This window comes from Caulobacter sp. GW821-FHT09A05 (assembly GCF_059418465.1).
On sequence record NZ_JBWKPX010000041.1, the window covers coordinates 16,717 to 39,390 of the forward strand.

The 22,674-nt window shown below is 69.6% G+C and carries 15 protein-coding genes; all 15 read right to left on the reverse strand.

What is annotated here, in order from left to right; genetic code table 11:
* Positions 1-62: 62 nt before the first annotated feature.
* Entirely contained in the window at positions 63-1,406 is a 1,344-nt protein-coding gene (locus tag AC07NX_RS24230) for an amino acid permease (protein ID WP_494645404.1), read from the reverse strand.
* Between the two features lie 196 nt (positions 1,407-1,602).
* A complete protein-coding gene (locus tag AC07NX_RS24235) occupies positions 1,603-3,987 on the reverse strand; it encodes a TonB-dependent receptor (protein WP_494645406.1) in 2,385 nt (794 codons plus the stop codon).
* A 125-nt stretch (positions 3,988-4,112) separates the two neighbouring features.
* Positions 4,113-6,119, reverse strand: a complete 2,007-nt coding sequence (locus AC07NX_RS24240) for a tetratricopeptide repeat-containing sulfotransferase family protein (protein WP_494645408.1) — start codon at positions 6,117-6,119, stop codon at positions 4,113-4,115.
* 76 nt (positions 6,120-6,195) lie between these two features.
* Positions 6,196-7,509 carry an NAD(P)/FAD-dependent oxidoreductase gene (locus tag AC07NX_RS24245; RefSeq protein WP_494645410.1) on the reverse strand — a complete coding sequence of 438 codons (1,314 nt, stop codon included), beginning with the start codon at positions 7,507-7,509 and terminating at the stop codon, positions 6,196-6,198.
* 159 nt (positions 7,510-7,668) lie between these two features.
* On the reverse strand, positions 7,669-9,069 hold the full coding sequence (locus AC07NX_RS24250) for a glutamine synthetase family protein (RefSeq protein ID WP_494645411.1): 1,401 nt from the start codon (positions 9,067-9,069) through the stop codon (positions 7,669-7,671).
* A gap of 385 nt (positions 9,070-9,454) precedes the next feature.
* On the reverse strand, positions 9,455-10,855 hold the full coding sequence (locus AC07NX_RS24255; RefSeq protein ID WP_494645413.1) for an aspartate aminotransferase family protein: 1,401 nt from the start codon (positions 10,853-10,855) through the stop codon (positions 9,455-9,457).
* Between the two features lie 119 nt (positions 10,856-10,974).
* Complete coding sequence (locus AC07NX_RS24260; protein ID WP_494645415.1) at positions 10,975-11,760, reverse strand: gamma-glutamyl-gamma-aminobutyrate hydrolase family protein; 786 nt, start codon at positions 11,758-11,760, stop codon at positions 10,975-10,977.
* 154 nt (positions 11,761-11,914) lie between these two features.
* Positions 11,915-12,985, reverse strand: coding sequence for an ABC transporter ATP-binding protein (locus tag AC07NX_RS24265; protein ID WP_494645433.1), 1,071 nt, complete (start codon positions 12,983-12,985; stop codon positions 11,915-11,917).
* Positions 12,986-13,187: 202 nt separating this feature from the next.
* Complete coding sequence (locus AC07NX_RS24270; protein ID WP_494645417.1) at positions 13,188-14,039, reverse strand: ABC transporter permease; 852 nt, start codon at positions 14,037-14,039, stop codon at positions 13,188-13,190.
* Between the two features lie 151 nt (positions 14,040-14,190).
* Positions 14,191-15,081: an ABC transporter permease gene (locus tag AC07NX_RS24275; RefSeq protein ID WP_494645418.1), complete on the reverse strand. Its 891-nt coding sequence runs from the start codon at positions 15,079-15,081 to the stop codon at positions 14,191-14,193.
* Positions 15,082-15,240: 159 nt separating this feature from the next.
* Positions 15,241-16,341: an ABC transporter substrate-binding protein gene (locus AC07NX_RS24280; protein ID WP_494645420.1), complete on the reverse strand. Its 1,101-nt coding sequence runs from the start codon at positions 16,339-16,341 to the stop codon at positions 15,241-15,243.
* Between the two features lie 202 nt (positions 16,342-16,543).
* Positions 16,544-17,923 carry a glutamine synthetase family protein gene (locus AC07NX_RS24285; RefSeq protein WP_494645422.1) on the reverse strand — a complete coding sequence of 460 codons (1,380 nt, stop codon included), beginning with the start codon at positions 17,921-17,923 and terminating at the stop codon, positions 16,544-16,546.
* Between the two features lie 37 nt (positions 17,924-17,960).
* Complete coding sequence (locus tag AC07NX_RS24290) at positions 17,961-19,331, reverse strand: aspartate aminotransferase family protein (RefSeq protein WP_494645424.1); 1,371 nt, start codon at positions 19,329-19,331, stop codon at positions 17,961-17,963.
* 199 nt (positions 19,332-19,530) lie between these two features.
* Positions 19,531-20,982, reverse strand: coding sequence for an NAD-dependent succinate-semialdehyde dehydrogenase (locus AC07NX_RS24295; protein ID WP_494645426.1), 1,452 nt, complete (start codon positions 20,980-20,982; stop codon positions 19,531-19,533).
* Entirely contained in the window at positions 20,982-22,469 is a 1,488-nt protein-coding gene (locus AC07NX_RS24300) for an aldehyde dehydrogenase (protein ID WP_494645428.1), read from the reverse strand. The genes AC07NX_RS24295 and AC07NX_RS24300 overlap by 1 nt, the downstream gene beginning before the upstream one ends.
* Positions 22,470-22,674 lie beyond the last annotated feature (205 nt).

A 22,674-nucleotide genomic window follows, 5' to 3' on the forward strand; every position in this document is an offset into this window, starting at 1 on the left:
CCTTTGGCGTCAGCCTCGAAGCCATTCCATCTGGGTCCCGGCATTCGCCGGGATGAGCGGATTTAGGAGACATGGGGCCGAACTCGCCCCCGCGTCAGCCAGTAGAACGGCGCGCCGATGGCCAGCAGGCCGATCCCCAGCAGCACCGCCTGGCCGCCGGCCCCCACCAGGGTCCAGACCGAATAGAGTCCGGCCAGGATGGCGATCACGGTCAGGGCCGTGGTCGGGGCGATGCGCCGCGTGGCCTGCAGCTTCAGCGCCGCCAGGGCGCAGGCCAGGTAGGCGAACAGCGAGGCCGTGGTGGCCACCAGGGCGATGAAGGTGAACAGGTCCGCCATCGACTTGGCGTAGTTCATCAGCACCAGGACGGTCAGGAAGCCGGCCGACAGCAGGTGGGCGCGGACGGGCGCGCCGCGGGCCGACTCCTTGGCCAGGAAGGCCGGGAACACCCCGCCCCTGGCCATGGCGTAGGGCATCTCGCCCTGCAGCAGCACCCAGCCGTTCAGGGCCCCGAAAGCGCTGATCGCCGCGAACAGGGCCAGGACCTTGCCGGCGTTGCCGCCCCAGTGCAGGCCCACGAAGTCCGACAGCGGGGCGTTGGAGACCTTCAGCGTGTCGGCGGGGGTCAGCAGCACCACCGCCGAGCAGACCAAGAGGTAGATCACCCCGGTGAACACCGTGCCCACCAGGGTGGCGCGGGGGATGGTGCGAACCGGGTCGACCACCTTGCCGGCCGGCACCGTCGCCGATTCCAGCCCCAGCAGCGCCCACAGCGTCAGGGCCCCGGCGGCGGTGATCCCGCCCGGATGGATGTCGGCGGCGCGGAACGGCGTCAGGCTGGCCCCGTGGTCGCGGCCGATCACCCAGAAGGCCAGGCCGGCCACCGCCACCAGCGGCAGCAGCTTGAGCACGGTGGTCGCCACCTGCACCCCGCCGGCCAGGCGGGCGCCGGCGATATTGACCCCGACCAGCAGCCAGACCGCCCCCAGGGTCACCAGCAGGTGCATCCCCGGGACCTGGGCGATGGCCGGGAAGATCGCCGACAGGTAGCTGACCGCGCCCGTGGCGATGGCGGCGTTGCCGACCCACAGCGAGATCCAGTAGCTCCAGGCCACCATGAACCCGACCATGGGCCCGAAGGCTTCCTGGGTGTAGGCGTAGGGCCCGCCGGCCTTGGGAAACGCCCGCGCCAGACCCGCGAACACCACGGCCAGGCACAGGGCCCCGCCGATGGTCAGCAGCCAGCCGAACACCGCGTTCCAGCCGTAGGGGGCCAGGGACGCGGGCAGCATGAACACCCCCGAGCCGATCATGTTGCCGACCACCAGGGCCGTGCACATCCAGAAGCCCAGGGCTTTGGGCGCGGTGATCCTGGGGATCGGGACCTTCCGGGGGGTCTCTGTCATGCGGTCACGCTTTCAAGGGAACAGAGGTTCGTCCACCTCGGGCTCCTTCTCCCCTTGCGGGAGAAGGTGGCCTCCGAAGGGGGTCGGATGAGGGGTCGATCGACCGTTCAGCCGCGAGCCACGGCTTCGCGGTGCGACCCCTCATCCGTCGGCTGCGCCGACACCTTCTCCCGCAAGGGGAGAAGGATCGGGTTCCCTAGAACTTCTGCCCGAACTTCACCCCGATGGTCCGCGGCCGCAGCGGCACGGAATAGACCTCGGCGCCGCAGACGGCCTCGACGCATTCGGTGGTGCGGGTCAGGCTGGCCCGGCTGTCGTTGAGGTTCACGACATAGGCCGAGAAGGTCCAGCTGTCGCGGCCGAACCCCGCCGACAGGTCGGTGGTGATGTAGCCGGCCTGCTTGCCCAGCACCTCGCGGGCGAAGGTGCGCAGGTCGGCCCAGGCGCTGGTCTGGCCGACGATCCCGCCCTGGACGAAGGCGTCGTAGCCGGCCAGGTCGAACTCGTAGCGGGCGTTCAGGTTGGCCTTGAACTTGGGCGTGACCGGCAGGCGCTGGCCGTCCGGGGCGCGTTCCGGATATTCGTCCATGTCGACCGGGCAGTCGGTGATCGGCTGGCCGGTGGCCGGGTCGACCTTGCCGCAATAGGCGCCCTTGAGCTTGGCGTCGATATAGGTGGCCGCGCCGTTCAGGGTCAGGCCGTGCTTGATCGCGAAGCTGAAGTCGGTCTCCGCGCCGTTGATGTCGGCCGAGACGGCGTTCTTGATCTCGGTCAGGCCGTTGGCCCCGACGATCGAGAACTGGAAGTCGTCCCAGGTCTGGTGGAACACCGCGCCGTTCCAGCGGAGGCGGTTGTCGGCCCAGCTGGTCTTCCAGCCGAACTCGTAGTTCTTCAGGAAGTCCGACTGGTAGGGCGGCAGGGTGCCGCGGCGGTTGATGCCGCCCGGCCGGAAGCCCTCGGAATAGGTGACATAGACCAGCTTGTCCGGATCGATCTTGTAGGTGAGGTTGATCTTCTTGCTGTTGCCGTTCTCCTTGACCCGCTTGTCGAGGTTGGTGCACGGGGAGCCTTCGATCTCGGGGCCGGTGAAACAGGCCCTCTCCCCGGTCGAGCCATAGCCGGCCCCGTAACCGTAGAAGCCCTTGAGGCTGTTGTCGGACTTGAAGAAGCGGATGCCGCCGGTCAGGGTCAGCTTGTCGGTGATGTCGAACGCCGCCTCGCCGAAGGCGGCGCTGTCGCGGTCGACGCGCTTCTGCTGGGTCAGCCAGATCGTGCCCGGATAGCCCGGCACCGAGATCGAATCGCCGATGTCGTCGATCCGGTAGTTCTGGGTGATGCCGTGGGTCTGGCGCTGGTAGAACAGCCCGCCGACCACGCGGAAGCGGTACTCCTGCGGCGTCGAGACGCGCAGCTCGTGGCTGAGCTTCATGTAGGCGTCGTGGCCGATGATGTACTGCGACGGATCGACCGGATTGCCCGCGTCGTCGGTCCAGTAGGCGCCGTAGCCGGCCAGGGTGTCGTAGAAGAACGAGTAGTCGGTGTAGTCCTGGCGGGTGTCGACGTCGCGATCCAGGTACGAGCCGGCATAGGTGACGTCGAGGTTGCTGATCTTGCCCTCGACGGTCATGGCCGCCTGCCACCACTTGTCCTTGGAGTTTTCGGGATAGTAGTGGGCGACCTTCAGGGCCCCCAGGGTGCGGTCCTCGGCGAACAGCCCGCCGACCTTCTCGACCTGGCCCATGACCTGGGGCGTGATCACCCAGTTGTCGCCGGCCTCGATCTTCATCGCCGCCCGGCCGCCGTAGAGGTCGACGTCGTTGTAGTCCTTCTTCACCCGGTCGGCGTTGGTGACCGTGATCCCCGAGGTGGGATAGGTGCGCGAGCCGGCGACGTTGTCGATATAGCCCCCCTGGTGCTCGGCCCAGCCGACCAGGCGCACGGCGACCTTGTCGCTGAGCGGCTGGTTGACGAAGCCCTCGGCCACATAGCCCTGGTCGCCGTGGGCGATGGTGTTGGCCTCCAGGTCGTAGCCGGCGCTGAAGCCGGCGGTGCTGGGCTTGTTGGTGATGATGCGCAGGGTGCCGGCCTGGGAGCTGGCGCCGTACAGCGTGCCCTGCGGTCCCGACAGCGCCTCGACCCGGGCGATGTCGTAGATGTGGATGTCCAGCGCGCCCTGGATGGTGGTGACGGGCTGCTCGTCCAGATAGACGCCGACGCTGGGCAGCGAGCCGGAGTGGTTGCCGTCGCCGCCGCTGGCCACGCCGCGGAAATAGACGTTGGAGAAGCCCGGGGAGGTGGTCTGGAACGACACGCTGGGCAGGTATTTCACATAGTCGGTGAAGCTGGCGACCTGCAGCTGCTCCAGCTTGGCCTGGCCCAGCGCCTGGATGCTGACCGGCACGTCCTGCAGGTTTTCCGAGCGCTTCTGGGCGGTGACCACCACCTCGTCCAGGGCCACCGCGCCCTGGGGCGCGGTCTGGGCCTGGGCGGCGACCGCCGTCAGCATGGTCGAGGCCAGAAGCGCGGTCGTCAGCAGACCGCCTTTCGAAAGGGCGGTCTTGGTACGCGTGGTGGACGTCATGTCGGCTCCCCGAACTGTTCGGAGAACGATGCTCTTCCGGCTGATTTGCGCTCGCAAGACGCAAAATTCAAACGAACGTCAATTCGGCCGACTGTTGCAGAAATGGCAGGGTTCCGAGCGGCTGATCAAAATTCAGGCGCGGCGGGATAACTGGATAGGACCGGTCCCAGGGCGGTCTTAAGGGGGCCCAGCCACGACTCATAGTGCTGCCAATGCTCGACCGCGTCCTTGAAGAGGGGACGACGCACCTGTTCTGAGCTTGCGGTGCGCACGGCGCGGTCGTTTTCGTGGAAATTCAGGCACGATTCTTCGAACGGCAGGCCGCAATAATCCAGCATCGCGCGGATCTGGCCTTCCGGGTCCTCGACCAGCGATTCGTAGATCACCCGGTGCACGCGCCCGGGCAGCACGGCGTCCAGATGGGCCATCAGCTCGACATAGTCGGCGTAGTAGCGGCCGATGTCCTCCAGGCCGTAGCTGAAGTTCTGGCCGCGGGCGAAGTGCTGCTTGAAGCCCGAGAAACAGCAGCCCATCGGGTGGCGCCGGGCGTCGATGATCCTGGCGTTCGGCAGCGCCAGGGCGATCAGCCCGACATGGGCCCAGTTGTTGGGCATCTTGTCGATGAACAGTGGCCGGTCGGTCTTGCGCTGCACCCGGGTGCGCTCGAGGAACTCCTCGCCCAGCGCGCTCAGGGCGTCGGCGTCCAGCGTGGCCAGCACCTCGGGATAGGGCGAGGCCTCCTTCAGCCGCCGGGCCATCGCGGTGATGTCGGGCAGCTCCATCGTGCCCTCCACGGTCGAGTGGCTGGCCAGGATCTGCTCGACCAGGGTCGAGCCGGCGCGGGGCAGGCCCAGGACGAAGATCGGGTCGGGGGCGGGACAGCCCTGCCCGGCCCGCGACGCGAACAGCTCGGCGGTCAGCACCGTCTTGCAGCGCGCCACGTGCCGGGTCATCACCGCCGGGTCGTAGGGGACCTGGGCCCGTCGCAGCGCCGCGCCCCGGGCGTAGCAGGCGAACGAGTCGGCGTAGCGGCCGGCGTCCTCGTGGGCCTTGCCCAGGGCGTAGTCCAGGTGCAGGCGGTCCTCTTCGGCCAGGTCCTCGCGGACCAGCTGGGCCTCCATCGCCGCCAGGTCGGCCGCGTCGAAGCGGTAGGTCTTCATGTTGGCCAGGCTCCACCAGGCCTCGCCCAGGGACGGGGCCTGGTCGACCGCCTTGCGGTAGGCGGCCGCGCAGTCGGCCGAGCGCCCCACGGTCTTGAGGGCGTGGCCGTAGCTCATCCAGCCCTTGGGCTGCTGGGGATAGCGCTCCAGCACGTCCTCGTAGATCGCGATGGCCGCCGCGTATTCGCCGATCCGCGCCAGGCAGGCGGCCTTGAGGTTGAGATAGCCCGGGTTGCGCGGCTCGTCGGCCAGCAGCAGGTCCAGCTGGGCCAGGGCCGGCTCGGACCGGCCCAGCCGGTAATGCAGGGTGGCCAGGTTGTAGCGGGCGCCGGTGAAGGCCGGGGCGATCTTCAGGCAGCCCAGCAGCAGGGTCTCGGCCTCTTCCTCGCGGCCCTGCCGGGCGACGGCCTCGGCCAGCATGCGGATCGCCGCCGGCTCGTCGGGACGGGTCGCCAGCAGCTCGCGCAGCACCGTCTCGGCCCGGCCCGGCTCGCCGTCGACCAGGGCGGCGGCGGCGGTCATCAGCACCGGGTCGCGGACCCCGCCCTTGATCTGGCGGGCGCGGGCGGCCTGGGCGCCGGCCTCGTCGCCTAGCAGTTCCAGGGCCTCGGCCAGGCCGCGCCAGGCCTCGGCCAGGTCGGGGTCGGCGGCGACGGCGCGCTTGAAGGCGGCGACGGCCGCCTGGGTGTGGCCGGCGGCGGCCAGGATCCGGCCGTGCTCCAGCTGGATCGGCGGCGACTGGGCGAAGGCCCGCGACAACGGCTCGACCACCCGCAGGGCCTGGCGGACGTCGCCCGACAGCCGCAGGGCCGTGGCCAGGATCAGGGTCGCCTCGGCGTGGCGCGGCACCGCCTCCAGGATCGCCATCGCCTGCTCGACCGCCTGCAGCGGATCCAGGTCCAGCAGCCGCCAGCCGTTGGCCAGGGCGGTGGCGACGCTGCCGGAGGGCTCGGTGGTGGTGGTGGTCGACATGGGCGGATGGGAGGACGGGGGGCTGGGGATGTCAATTGGCTAGCCCGGCAAGACCCTCCCCCGTGGGGGAGGGGCGTTACAGCCGGTCCCGCAGCGCGTACCAGCTCAGCCCCGCCACGGTCAGCGGCCAGCGCAGCAGCCGTCCGCCCGGGAACGGCGGGGTCGGCAGCCGGGCCAGCAGGTCGACGCCCTCCCGCTGGCCCAGGGCGGCGTCGGCCAGCAGCTTGCCGAACCAGGGCGCCAGCACCACCCCCTGGCCCGAATAGCCGGCGGCGATCCGCACGCCGGGGGCCAGTTCGCGGACGAACGGCGCGCGGTGGACGGTGATGCCCAGGGTCCCGCCCCAGGCGTGGGTCACGGCCACGTCGGCCAGGTCCGGATAGACCTCCAGCATCCGCCGCCGCACGAAGGCCTTCAGGTCCGGCGGGAATCCGGGCCGGTAGTTCTCGCCGCCGCCGAAGATCAGCCGGCCGTCGGGGCTCTTGCGGAAGTAGTTGATCACGAACCGGGTGTCGGCCACGGCGGCGCCCGAGCGGATGACGCCGTCGGCGCGCGCGCCCAGCGGTTCGGTGGCCAGGATGAAGTTGTTGATCGGCATCACCCGGGCCCGCGCCGCCCCGCCGGCCAGGCCGTCCAGATAGCCGTCGCCGGTCAGGATCAGCTGGTCGCAGGTCACGCGGCCCCCCATTCCCTGATTGGGCGCGGTGTCGACGACGATCGTCCCGCCCTCGCGCCGCCAGGCCGTGGCCCGGCTGTGCTCGTGGATCACCGCCCCCGCCGCCAGCGCCGCCCGCGCCATCCCCAGGGCCAGGTTCAGCGGATGCAGGTGGCCGCCGCCGTGGTCGACGAGGCCGCCGTGATAGGCATCCGTCCCCAGCTCGTGGGCCAGCTCGGCCGCGCCGATCAGGGCCAGCTGGTCGTAGCCGTAGCGGCTTTGCATGAACTCGATATGGGCCGCGTCCCCGGCCTCGCCGCCGCGCCTGTGGCGGGCGTGGATCATGCCCGGGCGGAAGTCGCAGGCGATGGCGTGCTCGGCGATCAGGGCCAGCAGGTGGGCGCGGGCGTCCTGGCTCATCGTCCAGAGGCGAAGGGCGTCGTCGCGGCCGACCACCTTCTCCAGCCAGGCCTGGTCGTTGCGCTGGCCGGTATGGACCTGGCCGCCGTTGCGGCCCGACCCGCCGGACCCGACCTGGGCCGCCTCCAGCACCACCACGCGCACGCCCCGCGTCGCCAGTTCGAGCGCGGCGCCCAGGCCGGTATAGCCGGCCCCGACCACGCAGACGTCGACGCGGGTGTCGGCGGTCAGCGGCGGGAGCGCGGGGAAGGGCGTCGCGGTGGCGGCGTACCAGGAACTCGCGGGATGGCCGGCGTTCAAAGCCCCCTCTCCCATGGGGAGAGGGAGGGGCCCGCCGCGTAGCGGTGGGAGGGTGAGGGGGTAAGATGTCGGACGGCGCGCCGGCGCTCCGGCTGACACCGTAACCCCTCATCCTCCCACGACTTCGTCGCGGGCCCCTCCTTCTCCCTCAGGGAGAAGGTGAGGAAGACGCCCCTAAACATTCAGCAGCAGGAACTCCCGCTCCCACGGGCTGATGGTGCGCATGAAGGTCTCGTACTCGGCCTGCTTCACCGTGGCGTAGGCGTTGCAGAAGGTCGCGCCCAGGATCTCGACCAGGGGCTTGGCCTCCTCGAACAGCGTCACCGATTCCAGCAGGCTGCGGGGCAGCTCGATGCCGCGCACGCTGGCGTCGGTGTCGACCGGGGCGGTGGGCGACAGGTTCTGGGTCATGCCCAGATAGCCGGCCGCCAGGGTCGCGGCGATGGCCAGGTAGGGGTTGGCGTCCGACGAGGGGATGCGGTTCTCCAGCCGCCGGTTGGCCGGGTCGGACGGCGGCACGCGCAGGCCGCAGGTGCGGTTGTCGTAGCCCCACTGGGTGTTGACCGGCGCCCCGGAGTCCCGGGCGATCCGGCGGTAGGAATTCACATAGGGCGCCAGGATCGCCATGATCGCCGGCAGGTAGCGCTGCTGGCCGGCGATGAAGGCGTAGAACAGCGGCGTGGCGTCGCCCGACTTGGGGTCCGAGAACAGGTTCTCGCCATCGGCCCCCAGGATCGACTGGTGGATGTGCATGGCGCTGCCGGGCTCGGCCGCCATCGGCTTGGCCATGAAGGTGGCGTAGATCTCGTGCTCCAGCGCCACCTCGCGGATGGTGCGCTTGAACATGAACACCTGGTCGGCCAGCTCCAGCGGACTGCCGTGGCGCAGATTGATCTCCATCTGGGCCACGCCGCTCTCGTGGATCAGGGTGTCGATCTCCAGGCCCTGGCGTTCGGAGTACTCGTACATGTCCTCGAACAGGGCGTCGAACTCGTTGACCGCGGCGATGGAATAGCCCTGGCGGCCGGTCTCGGGCCGTCCCGAACGGCCGATCGGCGGCTTCAGCGGATAGTCGGGGTCGGTGTTCTTGTCGACCAGGTAGAACTCGATCTCCGGGGCCACCACCGGCTCCCAGCCCTTCTCGCGATAGAGGGCCACCACCCGGCGCAGCACCTGGCGCGGGCTTTCCTCGACCGGCCGGCCGTCGGGATGGAAGGCGTCGTGGATCACCTGGGCGGTCGGGTCCTGGGCCCAGGGCACCACGGCCAGGGTGGCCAGGTCGGGGGTCAGGAAGATGTCGGTGTCGGACTGCACCGCGTTGACCGCCCCCTCGAACTCGGGGAAGTCGCCGGTGATCGTCTGGTAGAACACCGCCAGCGGCAGGTTCATCGACGGCGTGCCCAGGAACTTGCGCACCGGCATGATCTTGCCCCGCGCCACGCCCGCCAGGTCGGGCACGACGCACTCGATCTCCTCGATGTTCTGCCGGGCGAACCAGTCCTTGGCGTCGTCCAGCGTGGCCACCCCGCGGGTGGTCTTGGGGGCGGGCTTGGATTTCTTTTCTTTGTACTTCATGGGGCGCTCCTCGCGCTTTTCGAAGTCTAGTCTCTTCAGCTTTGGCGACAATCTCACCGTCGAGGACGACGGGGGTGGGCTCAGGAGGTGTTTCCGGCATCCTGGGGCATGGCCGAGGACGAACCCATCGACGAAAACGAACGCCTGGCCGACGCCGATGCGGCCGAGGGACGTGTCGTCCCCCATGTCATTGTCCGCGAATGGCTCATGACCCTTGGCGCACCGGACCAGTTGCCCACGCCCTTCTCTTGGCGCTCCTCCTCCCTGTCATCCCGGACGTAGCGAAGCGAAGATCCGGGACCGCCGGAAGCGCTGAGTTCACGCGTCGGTCCCGGATCGGCGCGCTGCGCGCTTGTCCGGGATGACAGAAGAGGGGTGGGCCGACTCACGCCGCCTCCGGCTTCAGCGCCCGCAGCACCGGCTCCGCTTCGTCCAGGGATCTGCGGATAATCCCCACCAGCGCGTCGATCTCCTGGTGGGTGATGATCAGCGGCGGGCAGCAGACGATGCTGTCGCGGATGGCGCGGACCATCAGGCCGTTCTGGATGCACAGGTCGCGGACGATCGGTCCGGCCTCGCCCTCCTTGTCGAGGAAGCGGTGGTTGGTCCCCTTCTCGCGGACGATCTCGACCGCGCCGATCAGGCCCAGCGAGCGGGTCTCGCCGACCAGCGGATGGTCGTTCAGGCTGGCCAGGGCCTTGGCCAGGTAGGGGCCGGTGTCGTCGCGGGTGCGCTCGACCAGGCCCTCGCGCTCGAGGATCTCGATGTTCTTCAGGGCCACAGCGGCGCAGGTCGGGTGGCCCGAATAGGTGAAGCCGTGGATGAAGTCGCCGCCCTTGTCGCGCAGCTCGGCGACGATGTGGTCGGCCACGCCGACGGCGCTGATCGGCAGGTAGCCGGACGACAGGCCCTTGGCCATGGCGATCATGTCCGGCTTGATCCCGTAGTGCTGGTGGCCGAACCACTGGCCCAGCCGCCCGAAGCCGCAGATCACCTCGTCGCAGACCAGCAGGATCCCGTACTTGCGGCACAGGGCCTCGACGGCCGGCCAGTAGCCGTCCGGCGGGATGATCACCCCGCCCGCCCCTTGGACCGGCTCGCCGATGAAGGCCGCGACGTTCTGCGGGCCGACTTCCAGGATCTTGTCCTCGATGGCCTGGACGGCGCGGTCGCGGAAGACGGCCGGGTCCTCGCCGAAGCCGTCGCCGAAGGGGTAGGGCTGCATCACGTGCTCGACGCCGGCGATCGGCAGGTCGCCTTGCGCATGCATGAGCTTCATGCCGCCCAGCGACACCCCGGCCACGGTCGAGCCGTGATAGGCGTTCCAGCGGCTGATGAACACCTTGCGGTCCGGCTGGCCCTTGAGCTTCCAGTAGTGGCGGGCCAGGCGGAAGACCGTGTCGTTGGCCTCGGAACCCGACGAATTGTAGAAGACGTGGGTCAGGTGGCCTCCCATCTTCTCGGCGATCTTGGCCGCCAGTTTCACCGGTGGCGGCGTCGCGGTCTTGAAGAAGGTGTTGTAGTAGGGCAGCTCCAGCATCTGGTCGTAGGCGGCCTTGGCCAGCTCCTCGCGGCCGTAGCCGACGTTGACGCACCACAGGCCCGCCATCCCGTCGAGGATCTGGTGGCCCTCGCCATCATGGATGTAGACGCCGTCGGCCCGGGTGATGATCCGGCTGCCGCCCAGCTCGTGAATGACCTTGTGGTCGGCCTGGGCCGGCAGGTGGTGGGCCAGGTCCAGGCGCTTCAGCTCGGCGATGTCGTGGTTGCGGATCGGGACGGTCATCGGGGTGTGCTCCTGGTCTTTTCTTGTTCTCTGAAATCCGCTCATCCCGGCGAACGCCGGGACCCAGATCCTATGGCGCTTGGGCGGGTTGGAGGGGCGCGGCGCGCATGGGATCCACCTCAGCGCCCCGCCATCTGGGTCCCGGCGTTCGCCGGGATGAGCGGAACAAGGGGTTGCCCCCGCAGCGCCCTTCCGAACACCTGGAAGAACGCCTGACTCTGCGGATTGCGCTCGGTCTTCCATTCGGGGTGCCACTGGACGGCCAGCACCGGCGCGCCGTTGACCTTGGCCGACACCGCCTCGACCACGCCGTCGGGCGCGCGGGCCTCGACCAGCAGGCCTTCCCCCAGCTGGTCGACGCCCTGGTAGTGCACGGAATTGACGGTCGCGGCCTCCGTGTTGAAGGCCCGGGCCAGCACCCCGCCGGGGGTCAGGCTGACCGCGTGCTCGTGGTCGAACATGCCGTTGAAATCGACCTCGTCGGGGGCGTGGTGGGGAACCAGCGCGCCGCTCGTGGCCATGTCCCGCCGCAGCGTGCCGCCGAACGCGACATTGATCTCCTGGAAGCCCCGGCACACTCCGAACACCGGCCGGCCCAGGTCGAGCATGGCCTTGATCAGGTCGGCGGTCATGGCGTCGCGCGCCGCGTCGAACGGCCCCGGAGCGTCGGCGACGTCCTGGCCGTAGAGGGCGGGATCGAGGTTGGAGGGGCTGCCGGTCAGCATCAGGCCATCCAGGCGCGCGGCGACCTCGGAGGCCTGCATCAGCCCGGGCATCGACGGCACCAGCAGGGCCGCGGCGTCGGCGTAAGCCATGGCGCTGGCGACATAGCGGTTCATCACCGCCTGGGCCGGCTCGACCCCGACGGTGCGGGTGCAGCAGATGATCCCGGCGACGGGTCTCACCGGTCGCCCTCCTCTATCGTTGTCATCCCGGAAAGCGCGCAGCGCTTGTCCGGGACCCAGGACAGCCGCACCGCCTTCGCCCAGTCCCCTGGGTCCCGGACAGCCCCCGCGGGGCTTCCGGGATGACAACCGTGGGAGGGGCGGAAGGAAGGGGTCACGACAGCAACACCGCCGGGGAGCAGGCGTGCCAGCCCAGCCACACCGCCTCGCCCAGCTTGAAGTCCTCCTGGTCCCAGCGGGTCAGGTTCTGGCGGACGACCTTGATGCGCCGGCCGCTCTGGATCTCCACCTCGTAGACGCTCTGGCCGCCCAGATAGGCCTCGTGCCGGATCACCCCCGCCACGGCGTTCTGGCCCAGCGGGCAGTCACCCATGTTGGGCGGGGCGGCGCCGTCGGGACGCTTGTGCAGCTCGATCTTCTCGGGCCGCAGGGCCGCCCAGACCGTGCCGCCGCGCGCGCCGGTCACGCCGTGGTCCAGGAAGATGTCGCAGTCCAGGTCCGGCGACTTCACCACCGCGTGGCTGGGCTCGTCGACGGCCAGCACGCCCTCGAACAGGTTCACGCTGCCGATGAAGTCGGCCACGAAGCGGCTGTTGGGGAACTCGTAGAGGTCGCTGGGCCCGGCCACCTGCTGCAGCACCCCGCGGTTCATCACCGCGCAGCGCGAGGCCAGGGCCAGGGCCTCGTCCTGGTCGTGGGTGACCATGATGAAGGTGATCCCGACCTTCTCCTGCAGGGTGCACAGCTCGGTGCGCATCTGGTCGCGCAGCTTGGCGTCCAGGGCCGACAGCGGCTCGTCCAGCAGCAGCACCCGGGGGCGCTTGACCAGGGCCCGGGCCAGGGCCACGCGCTGGCGCTGGCCGCCGGACAGCTGGTCGGGCTTACGCCCCGCCAGGCCGTGCAGCTGGACCAGGTCCAGCGCCTCCTCCACCCGCCGGTCGCGCTCGGCCTTGCTCACGCGGTCGACCTTCAGGCCGTAGGCGACGTTGTCGGCCACGCTCATGTGCGGGAACACGGCGTAGGACTGGAACACCATGTTGACCGGCCGCTTGTTGGGCGGAACGGTCGAGACGTCCTGTCCGTCGATCAGGATCCGCCCCTCGGTCGGGGTCTCGAACCCGGCCAGCATCCGCAGCAGGGTGGTCTTGCCGCAGCCCGACGGCCCCAGCAGCGAGAAGAACTCGCCCTCCTGGATGCTGAGCGAGACGTCGTCGACCGCCACCATCTTGCCGAAGCGCTTGGTGACGTTCTCGAAGGTGATGATGGGTTGGTTGGTCACGTCGTCGCCCCCGAAAATTCCACCGCCGCTGGCCCCCTCCGGCCCTTCGGGCCACCTCCCCCAGAGGGGGAGGAGCTATGCCGTGCGGATGCTTCCCCTCTGGGGGAGCTGTCGGCGAAGCCGACTGAGGGGGTTTCCCGCGCCGCCATCACGCCTTCTCCCCATGCCCGGCCACGCCCGCCGGGTCGCCCTGCAGCTTCAGCGCCACGGCGGTCAGGATCACGGTCAGCACGATCAGGATGGTCGAGGCGGCGTTGACCTCGGGCGTCACCGAGAAGCGGACCATCGAATAGACCTTGACCGGGAAGGTCACGGTGTCCGGGCCGGCGGTGAAGAAGGTGATGACGAAGTCGTCCAGGCTGAGCGTGAAGGCCAGCAGGGCGCCGGCCACCAGCGAGGGGGCCATGTGCGGCAGGATCACGTCCTTGATCGTCCGCCACTCGCCGGCCCCCAGGTCGCGGGCCGCCTCCTCCATCTCGCGGTTGAAGCTGGCCATGCGGGCGCGGACGACCACCGCCACGAACGGGAACGAGAACGAGACGTGGGCGATGGTGATGGCCCCCAGGTTCAGCGGCCAGGGCAGGCCCACCGGCCAGGGCAGGACCTTGGCGAAGAACACCAGCATGGCCACGCCCATGCAGATCTCGGGCACCACGATCGGCAGGGCCAGGGCCCCGTCCAGCGCCGTCTTGCCCGGAAAGCGGAACCGCCACAGCACCAGGGCGACCATGGCCCCGAGGACGACGCTGAGCACGGTGCACAGGGCCGCGATGGTCAGGGAGTTGGCGAAGGCCTCGATCAGCCCGTCGTTGTTGAGGGCCTTTTCGTAATATTTGAGGGTGAAGCCCTTCCAGACGATGTTGCGCCGGCTGTCGTTGAAGCTGAAGGCCATCAGGGCGATCAGCGGCGCATAGAGGAACACCCCCACGGCGGCCAGCCAGGCCTGCATCTGCCAGCGGCGGAGGTATTCGAGGGGACCGGGCGGGGATTTCCTCGGCATCAGAAACCTCCCAAAAGGTTGTCATCCCGGAAGCCCCGCAGGGGCTGTCCGGGACCCAGGGGACTGGGCGAATGCGGTGCGGCTGTCCTGGGTCCCGGCTCTACGCTTCGCTTCGGCCGGGATGACAACGGCAGGGGTTTGGGAGAGGGGCTCACGCTTGCGCCCCCTTCCTGCCCTTCGACACCAGCGCCTGCACGGCGATCGCGACAAACGTCAGGTACATCAGCAGGAACGACAGAGCCGCGCCGAAGGGCCAGTCGTTGGCGCGCTTGAACTGGCGCTCGATGACGTTGGCGATCATCTGGCTGTCGGGGCCGCCCAGCAGGTCGGGGGTCAGGTAGGCGCCCAGCGCCGGGATGAAGGTGATCAGCACACCCGAGGCGATGCCCGGCAGGGCCAGGGGCACGACCACCTTGAACAGGGTGCGCATGTGGCCCGCCCCCAGGTCGAGGCTGGCCTCCAGCAGCGACTTGTCCAGCCGGTCCAGCGCCGAATACAGCGGCAGCACCATGAACGGCAGGTGGACATAGACCAGGCCGACGATCACCGCGAAATTGGTGTGCATCATCTCCAGCGGCTGGAACGGCGCCAGCGGCAGCACCTTGTCGGCCAGGGTCCAGACCGCCTCCAGCCCCTTGTTGATGTAGCCCTCGTTGCGCAGCACGGCGATCAGGGCGTAGGTGCGGATCAGCAGGTTCGTCCAGAACGGCAGCATGATCAGCAGCAAGAGCCAGGTCTTGGCCTTCTGCGAGGCGAAGGTGATGGCCAGGGCGACCGGGAAGCCGATCACCAGGCACAGGCCCGTGGTCAGGGCCGCCACGCCGGCCGACTTCAGGAAGATCTTCAGGTACAGCGGCTCGATCGCCCGGGCGTAGTTCTTGAACGTGCCGGTGATGGCGATCTGGGTCAGGCCCTCGTTGTGGCCGAAGCTGTAGGCCCAGACGATGGCCAGCGGGATCAGGAAGAACAGCACCAGCCACACCAGCGGCGCGCTGAGCGCCGTGGCGAAGACGGCTTTCGCCTGTTTCCAGGACTGTTCCATGGGATCCCCCTATTCCGCCCTTGAGGTTGTCATCCCGGAAGCCCCGCAGGGGCTGTCCGGGACCCAGGGGACTGGGCTCGCGCCTTGCGGCGGTCCTGGGTCCCGGACAAGCGCTGCGCGCTTTCCGGGATGACAACGATCTTGGTCATTCGCCCGCCTCTAGGCCGCCCGCACCTTGGTGATGACTTCCTCGTACAGGCTGGCCTTCTCGGCCCCCTCGAACGCCCCGTACTCGCACTTGGACATGATGGCCGCGGGCGGGAAGATCACCGGGTTGTTCTTGTAGTCGTCGGGCATCAGCGCCTTGGCCGCCGCGTTCGGCGTCGGGTAGAGGATCGTCTTGGAGATCTCGGCCCCGGCCTGGGCGTCCAGCAGGTAGTTGATGAACTTGTGGGCGTTGTCCGGCCGCGGCGCGCCCTTGGGGATGCACAGGGTGTCGGAATTGATCAGCGACCCCTCCTTGGGGATCACGAAGTCGATGTCCGGGTCGTCCTTCATCACCTGGGCGATGTCGCCGTTGTACTCCAGCACCAGGTCGACATCGCCGGCCACCAGCATGTCCTGGCCGTTGTCGTCGTGGAACGCCTTCACATAGGGCTTCTGGCGGATCAGCATCTGCTCGATCTTGGCGACCATGTCGGGCGGGATGTCGTTGACGCTGTGGCCCAGGTACTTGGCGGCCAGGCGCACCAGGTCGGCGCTTTCCGACAGCAGGGCGATGCGGCCGTTGTACTGGGCGCTGTCGAACAGGTACTTCCAGCTGTCGGGCACGCCCTGCACCTTGGACTTGCGATAGCCGATGCCCAGCACCAGCCAGGTGTAGGGCATCGAGAACTTGCGGCCCTTGTCGTAGTCGGGGTCGAGGAAGGCCGGGTCGATGTTCTTGATGTTGGGGATCTTGGCGTGGTCCAGCGGCTCCAGCATGCCGGCCTGGCTCATGCGGGTGACGAACTCGTTGGACGGCACGATCACGTCATAGCCGGCGTTGCCCGCCTTCAGCTTGGCGAACAGCTCGTCGTTGGTGGCGAACAGGCTCATATTGACGTCGACGCCGGTGGCCTTCTTGAAGTCGCCCAGGGTCGTCTCGCCGATATAGGTGTCCCAGTTGTAGAAGTTCAGCTTGGGCTCCTCGCCGCCGGCCGACTTGGCCGCTTCGCCCTGGGGTTTCTGGCCGCAGGCGGTGAAGCTGATGCCGATGGCCGCCGCGCCCATGGCGGTCAGCAGCGAGCGGCGGGTGCCGAGAATGCGGTTGGTGCTCATGGTGTCTCCCCTTGAATTTGTCAGACCCAAAAAACCTGTCATCCCGGACAAGGCCCGAAGGGCCGCAGATCCGGGACCGCCGGAAGCGCCTGCGTTCACGCGTCGGTCCCGGATCTTCGCGCTTCGCGCTCGTCCGGGATGACAACGAAAAAGCCAGGCTACGTCCTCATTCCACTCCAACGCCACTTCCAGCGCCCCGCCATCAGGCGTTGCGCAGATACCAGTCATAATCCAGCGCCGTGACCACCTCGGCGAAGCGCGCCTGTTCGGTGCGCTTGACCGAGACGAACATCTCCACGAACCGCGCGCCCAGATAGTCGCGCAGCACCTCGGACGCCTCGAACAGGTTGACCGAAGCGCACCAGTCGGTGGGCAGGCGGACCTTCTCCTTGGCCGCGGCCGCGTAGCCGTCGCCGACCACCGCCGGGCCCGGATCGATCCGGTGGGTGATCCCGTGGTGGGCGCAGGCCAGCAGCGCCGCCAGCACCAGGTACGGATTGGCGTCGGCCCCGGCCACGCGGTGCTCCACGTGCCGGGTCGGCGGCGGGCCGGCCGGCACGCGCAAGGACACCGTGCGGTTGTTGACGCCCCAGGTCGGAGCGACGGGCGCGTAGCTGTTGGCCTTGAAGCGGCGATAGCTGTTGGCGTTCGGCGCCAGGATCGCCATGCAGTCGGCCATCAGCGCCTTCATGCCGCCGATCGCGTGGCGCAGCAGGTCCGAGCCCTCCGGATCCTCGGCGGCGCAGAGGTTCTTCCCCGCCGCGTCGTTGAAGCTGACATGGACGTGGAAGCCGTTGCCGGCCTGGTCGGCCCAGGGCTTGGCCATGAAGGTGGCCTCGCAGCCGTGGCGCAGCGCCACGCCCTTGGCGGCCCGCTTGTAGCGCAGGGCGTCGTCGGCGGCCTCCAGGGCGTCGGGCTTGTGCTTGAGGGTCAGCTCCACCTGGCCCGGGGCGAACTCCGAGATCGCCCCCTCCAGCGGCACGCCCAGCACGTCGCAGGTGTCCCACAGCTCGCGCAGGAGCGGCGAGATCGCCTCCAGCTCGGGCAGGCCGTAGACCTGGATGCCCTGCGGCCGCTCGCCGGTCTGCAGCGACCGGGCGGGCAGCAGCTCGCCGCCGGGGCCGCGATGCTGGTCGACCAGGTAGTATTCCAGTTCGCAGGCCGCGACCGGGGTCAGGCCGTCGGCGGCGAAGCGGTCCAGCACGCGGGCCAGCACATGGCGCGGGTCCAGGTCGTTGGGCGTTCCGTCCAGCTCGTACAGCGACAGCATGACCTGGGCCATGTCCGGACCCAGCCACGGGGCCAGGGTCAGGGTCCCCGGCACGGGCCGGGCCCGGCGGTCGGCGTCGCCGTCCTCCCAGACCAGGCCGGTGTCCTCGCAGTCGGCCCCTTGGGTGTCGACCACCAGGATCGAGCCGGGCAGGAAGCGGCCGTAGTCGTAGATCGCCTGCAGCTCATGCACCCGCAGCCGCTTGCCGCGCGGCACGCCGGTCATGCTGGTGAAGAACACGTCGACATATTTCACCTGCGGATGGGCGGCGAGGAAGTCGATGCACTCCTGGGGATCGGCGACCCTGCTCATGCGCCCTCTCCCATGGAGAGGGTTTCAGAATAAACGCTCATGCCGCTACCCCCTCCAGCGCCGCCGCGAACCCGTCCACCGCCGCGACCAGTCGGTCCACGGCCGCGTCCGGCGTCACCGGCGACACCAGCATCATGGTGTGGAAGGGCGCGATCAGCACCCCTCGGTTGATCAGCCACAGATGAAGCGCATGCAGCAGCTGGGCGTCCAGCGCCTCGCGCATGACGGCGGCGTTTTTCGGGGGGGAAGGGGCGAACACCAGCTCGACCCGCGCCCCGACATGGACCACCGACCAGGGCAGGCGCCGGGCGGCGATCACCGCCCGCAGCCCCGTCATCAGCCGCTCGGCCCCGGCCAGCATCCGCGCATAGGCCGCGTCGGTCATCACCTCCGACAGCATGGCCCGCATGGCGGCCAGGGCCAGGGCGGCGCCCGACAGGGTGGTGCCGATCCCCGACTGGCCGGGCCCGACCCGGGCGGCGGCGGCGTCCATCCGTGCGGAGAGCTCGGCGCTCACCCCCCAGACCGCGGCCGGCACGCCGCCGGCGATGGCCTTGCCGATCACCAGCATGTCGGGCTCCAGCCCATGGGCGCGGGCGTAGCCGCCGGGGGCGGTCGAGATCGTGTGGGTCTCGTCGATGACCAGCAGGGTCCCGGCCCGGCCGGTCAGGTCGCGCAGGCTCTCCAGGAAGCCCGGCTGCGGCAGGATCATCCCGCAGTTGGTCATGGCCGGCTCGGCCAGGACGGCGGCGACGTCGCCCAGCGCCAGGGCGGCGGCCAGGGCCTCGGGGTCGTTGAACGGTACGACGCGGGTGGTGGCGGTCAGGTCGTGGACCTGGCCCAGCAGGCCGGGCTTCATGGCGGGCGAGCCGTCGCGCAGCACCACGAAGGCGTCGTCGACCATGCCGTGGTAGCAGCCGTCGAACACCAGGATCACCGGCCGGCCGGTCACCGCCCGCGCCCAGCGGATCGCGGCGCGGTTGGCGTCGCTGGCCGTGGTCGCCGCCTGCCACAGCGGCAGGCCGAAGCGCTCGGCCAGCAGCCGGCCGACGATCACCGCGCTGGCGGTCGGCAGCATGAAGCCGGCCCCGCGCCGGGCCTGGTCGGCGATCGCCCGGGCCACCGCCTCCTGGCCGTGGCCGAACATGGCCGGCGTGTCGGCCAGGCAGAAGTCGTCGTACAGCAGCCCGTCCACGTCGGTGACCTGGGCCCCGACGCCCTGGGCCGCGAACACCGGGCACGGGCTGGCCCAGTCGCCCATCCAGTGCATCGGGGCCCCGCCCCGCCACACCTGCGCCGACTGCCGCGACAGGGCGAGCGAACGCGGGTGCTCGGCCACGAAGCGGTCGGTCTCGTCCTGGATCAGGCCGGCGAGGGTGGGGGCGGCGGCGGCGGGGTTGGGGGTCATGAGGGGAGGCCCTTCCCCATGGCGCCCATCCAATTCTCGGCAGTCATTCCCGCCCTTGTGGCGGGAACCTCTCTATCCGCCGCAGGTGCGGAGGCGTGGCGCGCCGCCGCGCCAAGGCGCTTCACCGTCGGCTGGACCAGGGGTTCCCGCCACAAGGGCGGGAATGACGAGCGTTGGGAGAAGCGGAGGGGGGATGTGTTCATCCAGAAACCCCGCCAAAGCACAGGTACTTGGTCTCCAGGTACTCGTCCAAGCCCTCCGAGGAGCCCTCACGGCCCAGGCCCGAATCCTTGACCCCGCCGAACGGCGCGACCTCGGTGGAGATGATGCCCTCGTTGATGCCGACCATGCCCGCCTCGATGGCCTCGGCCACCCGCCAGCAGCGCCCGACGTCGCGGCTGTAGAAATAGGAGGCCAGGCCGAACGGGGTGGCGTTGGCCAGGTCGATGGCGTCCTGCTCGGTCTCGAACTTCACGACGGGCGCGACGGGACCGAAGATCTCCTCCTGGAACAGCCGCATGTCGGGCGTGGCGCCGGTCAGGACGGTGGGCTGCCAGAACAGCCCGCCCAGGTCGTGGCGCGCGCCGCCGACCGTGGCCGTCGCGCCCTGCTCGACCGCCTCGCGCACCAGGCTCTCGACCTTGGCGATGGCCTTGTCGTTGATCAGCGGGCCGATGGTCACGCCCTCGCCGGTCCCCGGCCCGACCTTCAGGGCCGCGACCTTTTCGGTCAGCCGCGCGACGAAGGCGTCGTGGATCCCCGACTGCACCAGCAGGCGGTTGGCGCAGACGCAGGTCTGGCCGGTGTTGCGGTACTTGCTGGCGATCGCCCCGTCGACGGCCGCCTCCAGGTCGGCGTCGTCGAAGACGATGAACGGCGCGTTGCCGCCCAGCTCCAGGCTGAGCTTCTTCATGGTGCCGGCGCACTGGGCGTAGAGCGTCTTGCCCACCGGGGTCGAGCCGGTGAACGACAGCTTGCGCACGCGGGCGTCGTCGCACAGGGCCTTGCCGATGCCGGCGCTGTCCTTGCCGGTGACCACGTTCAGCACGCCGGCCGGCACGCCCGCCTCGACCGCCAGGCGGGCGATGGCCAGGGCGCACAGCGGGGTCTCGGCCGCCGGCTTGACCACCACGGTGCAGCCGCTGGCCAGGGCCGGGCCGACCTTGCGGGTGATCATGGCGATCGGGAAGTTCCATGGCGCGATCGCCGCGCAGACCCCGACCGGCTGCTTGATCGACACCAGGCGCTTCCCGGGCAAGGGGCTGGGGATGGCGTGGCCATAGGCCCGCTTGGCCTCGTCCGCGAACCAGTCGATGAACGCCGCGCCGTAGGCGACCTCGCCCCGGGCCTCGGCCAAGGGCTTGCCCTGCTCGGCGGTCATCAGCCGGGCCAGGGCCTCGGCATGGGCCAGCATCAGGTCCGACCACTTGCGCAGGATGGCCCCGCGCGCCTTGGCGGTGCGGGCGGCCCAGCCCGGGAAGGCGCGGTGGGCGGCCTCGATGGCGACCTTGGTCTCCGACGCCCCCAGGTCGGCGACCTCGGCGATCACCGACCCGTCGGCCGGGTTCAGCACCTGGAAGGTGCTCTCGCTCTCGATCCACAGGCCGTCGATGAAGGCGGCGGTTTCGACAAGTTCCAGGGTCATGAACATCACCTCAGCGTCACGGACACCGACTTCAGGTCGGCGTACTTGTGCAACGCATGAAGGCTGCGGTCGCGGCCGAAGCCCGACTGCTTGAAGCCCCCGAACGGCATGGTGATGTCGCAGGCGTCCCAGCCGTTGATCCAGACCAGCCCGGCCTTCAGCCGCCGGGCGCAGGTCAGGGCGCGGTTGATGTCCGACGTCCACAGGCCGGCGGCCAGGCCGTAGACGGTGTCGTTGGCCAGGCGGATGGCCTCGTCCGCGTCCTTGAAGGTCTGCACGCCCAGGACCGGGCCGAACACCTCCTCGCGGGCCAGGGTGTGGTCGGGCTCCAGCCGGTCGAAGATGGTGGGCTCGACATAGAAGCCGCCGCTCTCCTGGCGCGCCCGCGACCCGCCCAGCAGGCGGCGCGCGCCCTGGCTGTCGGCGGTGGCGATATAGTCCAGGGCGGTGTTCATCTGCCGCTCGCTGACCATGGCCCCGAAGTTGGTCTCCGGGTCCAGCGGGTCGCCGGGGACCAGGGTCCGGGCGACCGCGATCACCTTCTCGAGGAAGGCGTCCTTGATCGAGTCCTGCACCAGCAGGCGCGAAGCGGCGGTGCAGACCTCGCCCTGGTTATAGAACACGCCCCAGGCGGCGGCCGAGGCGGCGGCGTCCAGGTCGGGGCAGTCGGCGAAGACGATCTGGGGCGACTTGCCGCCCAGTTCCAGCGACACCCGCTTGAGGTTCGACCGCGCGGAATATTCCATCAGCCGCCGGCCCACCGGGCCCGAGCCGGTGAAGGCGATCATGTCGACGTCCATCGACAGGGCCAACGCTTCGCCAGCGACGCCGCCCAGGCCGGGGACCACGTTCAGCACCCCTGGCGGGAGCCCGGCCTCGAGGGCCAGCTCGCCCAGCTTCAGGGCGGTCAGCGGCGACTGCTCGGCGGGCTTGAGGACGACGGAATTGCCCATGGCCAGGGCCGGGGCGACTTTCCACATGGCCATGTGCAGCGGGAAGTTCCACGGCACGATCGCCCCGATCACGCCCAGCGGCTCGTGCACCGCCCAGCTCAGCCGGTCGATGGGCGAGGCCCCGACCTCGCCATAGATCTTGTCCAGGGCCTCGGCGTACCAGCGGGTGGTGCCGATCGCCAGGGGGATGTCGACGGCGCGGGCGTCGCGGATCGGCTTGCCGGTGTCGATGCTCTCCAGCAGGGCCAGCTGTTCGGCGTCGCGCTCCATCAGCTCGGCCAGCCGGAACAGCACCGCCTTCTTGGCGCGCGGGCCCTGGTCGCGCCAGCGGCCGTCCTCGAAGGCGGCTCTAGCCGAGGCGACGGCGCGGTCGACGTCCTCGGCCTGGCAGGCGGCGACCTGGTTCAGCACCGCCCCGTCGCGGGGCGAGACGTTGTGGAAGGTCATGCCCGACGCCGCCTCGACCAGCGCGCCGTCGATCACCGCCCGGCCGGGCAGGGCCAGGGTCTCGAGGGCGTCGATCGGACTGGCGGCGGTCACGCGGGGTCTCGCTCTGAATTGTGATCACAGTTCGCGGCGGCGGCCCGACTGTCAAGGCGGGACGGGTGCGGGCGGGATGGGTTCGTGCGGGGCGCCCTTCCCATAACCATCGTCATCCCGGGCCTTGTTGTTCAGTTCGGGGACATGGCGGACACCTGTTCGGGGACATGACTGACAGGTTTGGGGTCGGTCAAGTCGATGGTGG

Coding starts and splice junctions, on each gene's coding strand:
- AC07NX_RS24250 (WP_494645411.1), bottom strand. CDS start 9,069: ATGAAGTACAAAGAAAAGAAATCCAAGCCCGCCCCCAAGACCACCCGC.
- AC07NX_RS24270 (WP_494645417.1), bottom strand. CDS start 14,039: ATGCCGAGGAAATCCCCGCCCGGTCCCCTCGAATACCTCCGCCGCTGG.
- AC07NX_RS24280 (WP_494645420.1), bottom strand. CDS start 16,341: ATGAGCACCAACCGCATTCTCGGCACCCGCCGCTCGCTGCTGACCGCC.
- AC07NX_RS24285 (WP_494645422.1), bottom strand. CDS start 17,923: ATGAGCAGGGTCGCCGATCCCCAGGAGTGCATCGACTTCCTCGCCGCC.
- AC07NX_RS24240 (WP_494645408.1), bottom strand. CDS start 6,119: ATGTCGACCACCACCACCACCGAGCCCTCCGGCAGCGTCGCCACCGCC.
- AC07NX_RS24295 (WP_494645426.1), bottom strand. CDS start 20,982: ATGTTCATGACCCTGGAACTTGTCGAAACCGCCGCCTTCATCGACGGC.
- AC07NX_RS24290 (WP_494645424.1), bottom strand. CDS start 19,331: ATGACCCCCAACCCCGCCGCCGCCGCCCCCACCCTCGCCGGCCTGATC.
- AC07NX_RS24235 (WP_494645406.1), bottom strand. CDS start 3,987: ATGACGTCCACCACGCGTACCAAGACCGCCCTTTCGAAAGGCGGTCTG.
- AC07NX_RS24275 (WP_494645418.1), bottom strand. CDS start 15,081: ATGGAACAGTCCTGGAAACAGGCGAAAGCCGTCTTCGCCACGGCGCTC.
- AC07NX_RS24255 (WP_494645413.1), bottom strand. CDS start 10,855: ATGACCGTCCCGATCCGCAACCACGACATCGCCGAGCTGAAGCGCCTG.
- AC07NX_RS24245 (WP_494645410.1), bottom strand. CDS start 7,509: ATGGGAGAGGGGGCTTTGAACGCCGGCCATCCCGCGAGTTCCTGGTAC.
- AC07NX_RS24230 (WP_494645404.1), bottom strand. CDS start 1,406: ATGACAGAGACCCCCCGGAAGGTCCCGATCCCCAGGATCACCGCGCCC.
- AC07NX_RS24265 (WP_494645433.1), bottom strand. CDS start 12,985: ATGGTGGCGGTCGACGACGTCTCGCTCAGCATCCAGGAGGGCGAGTTC.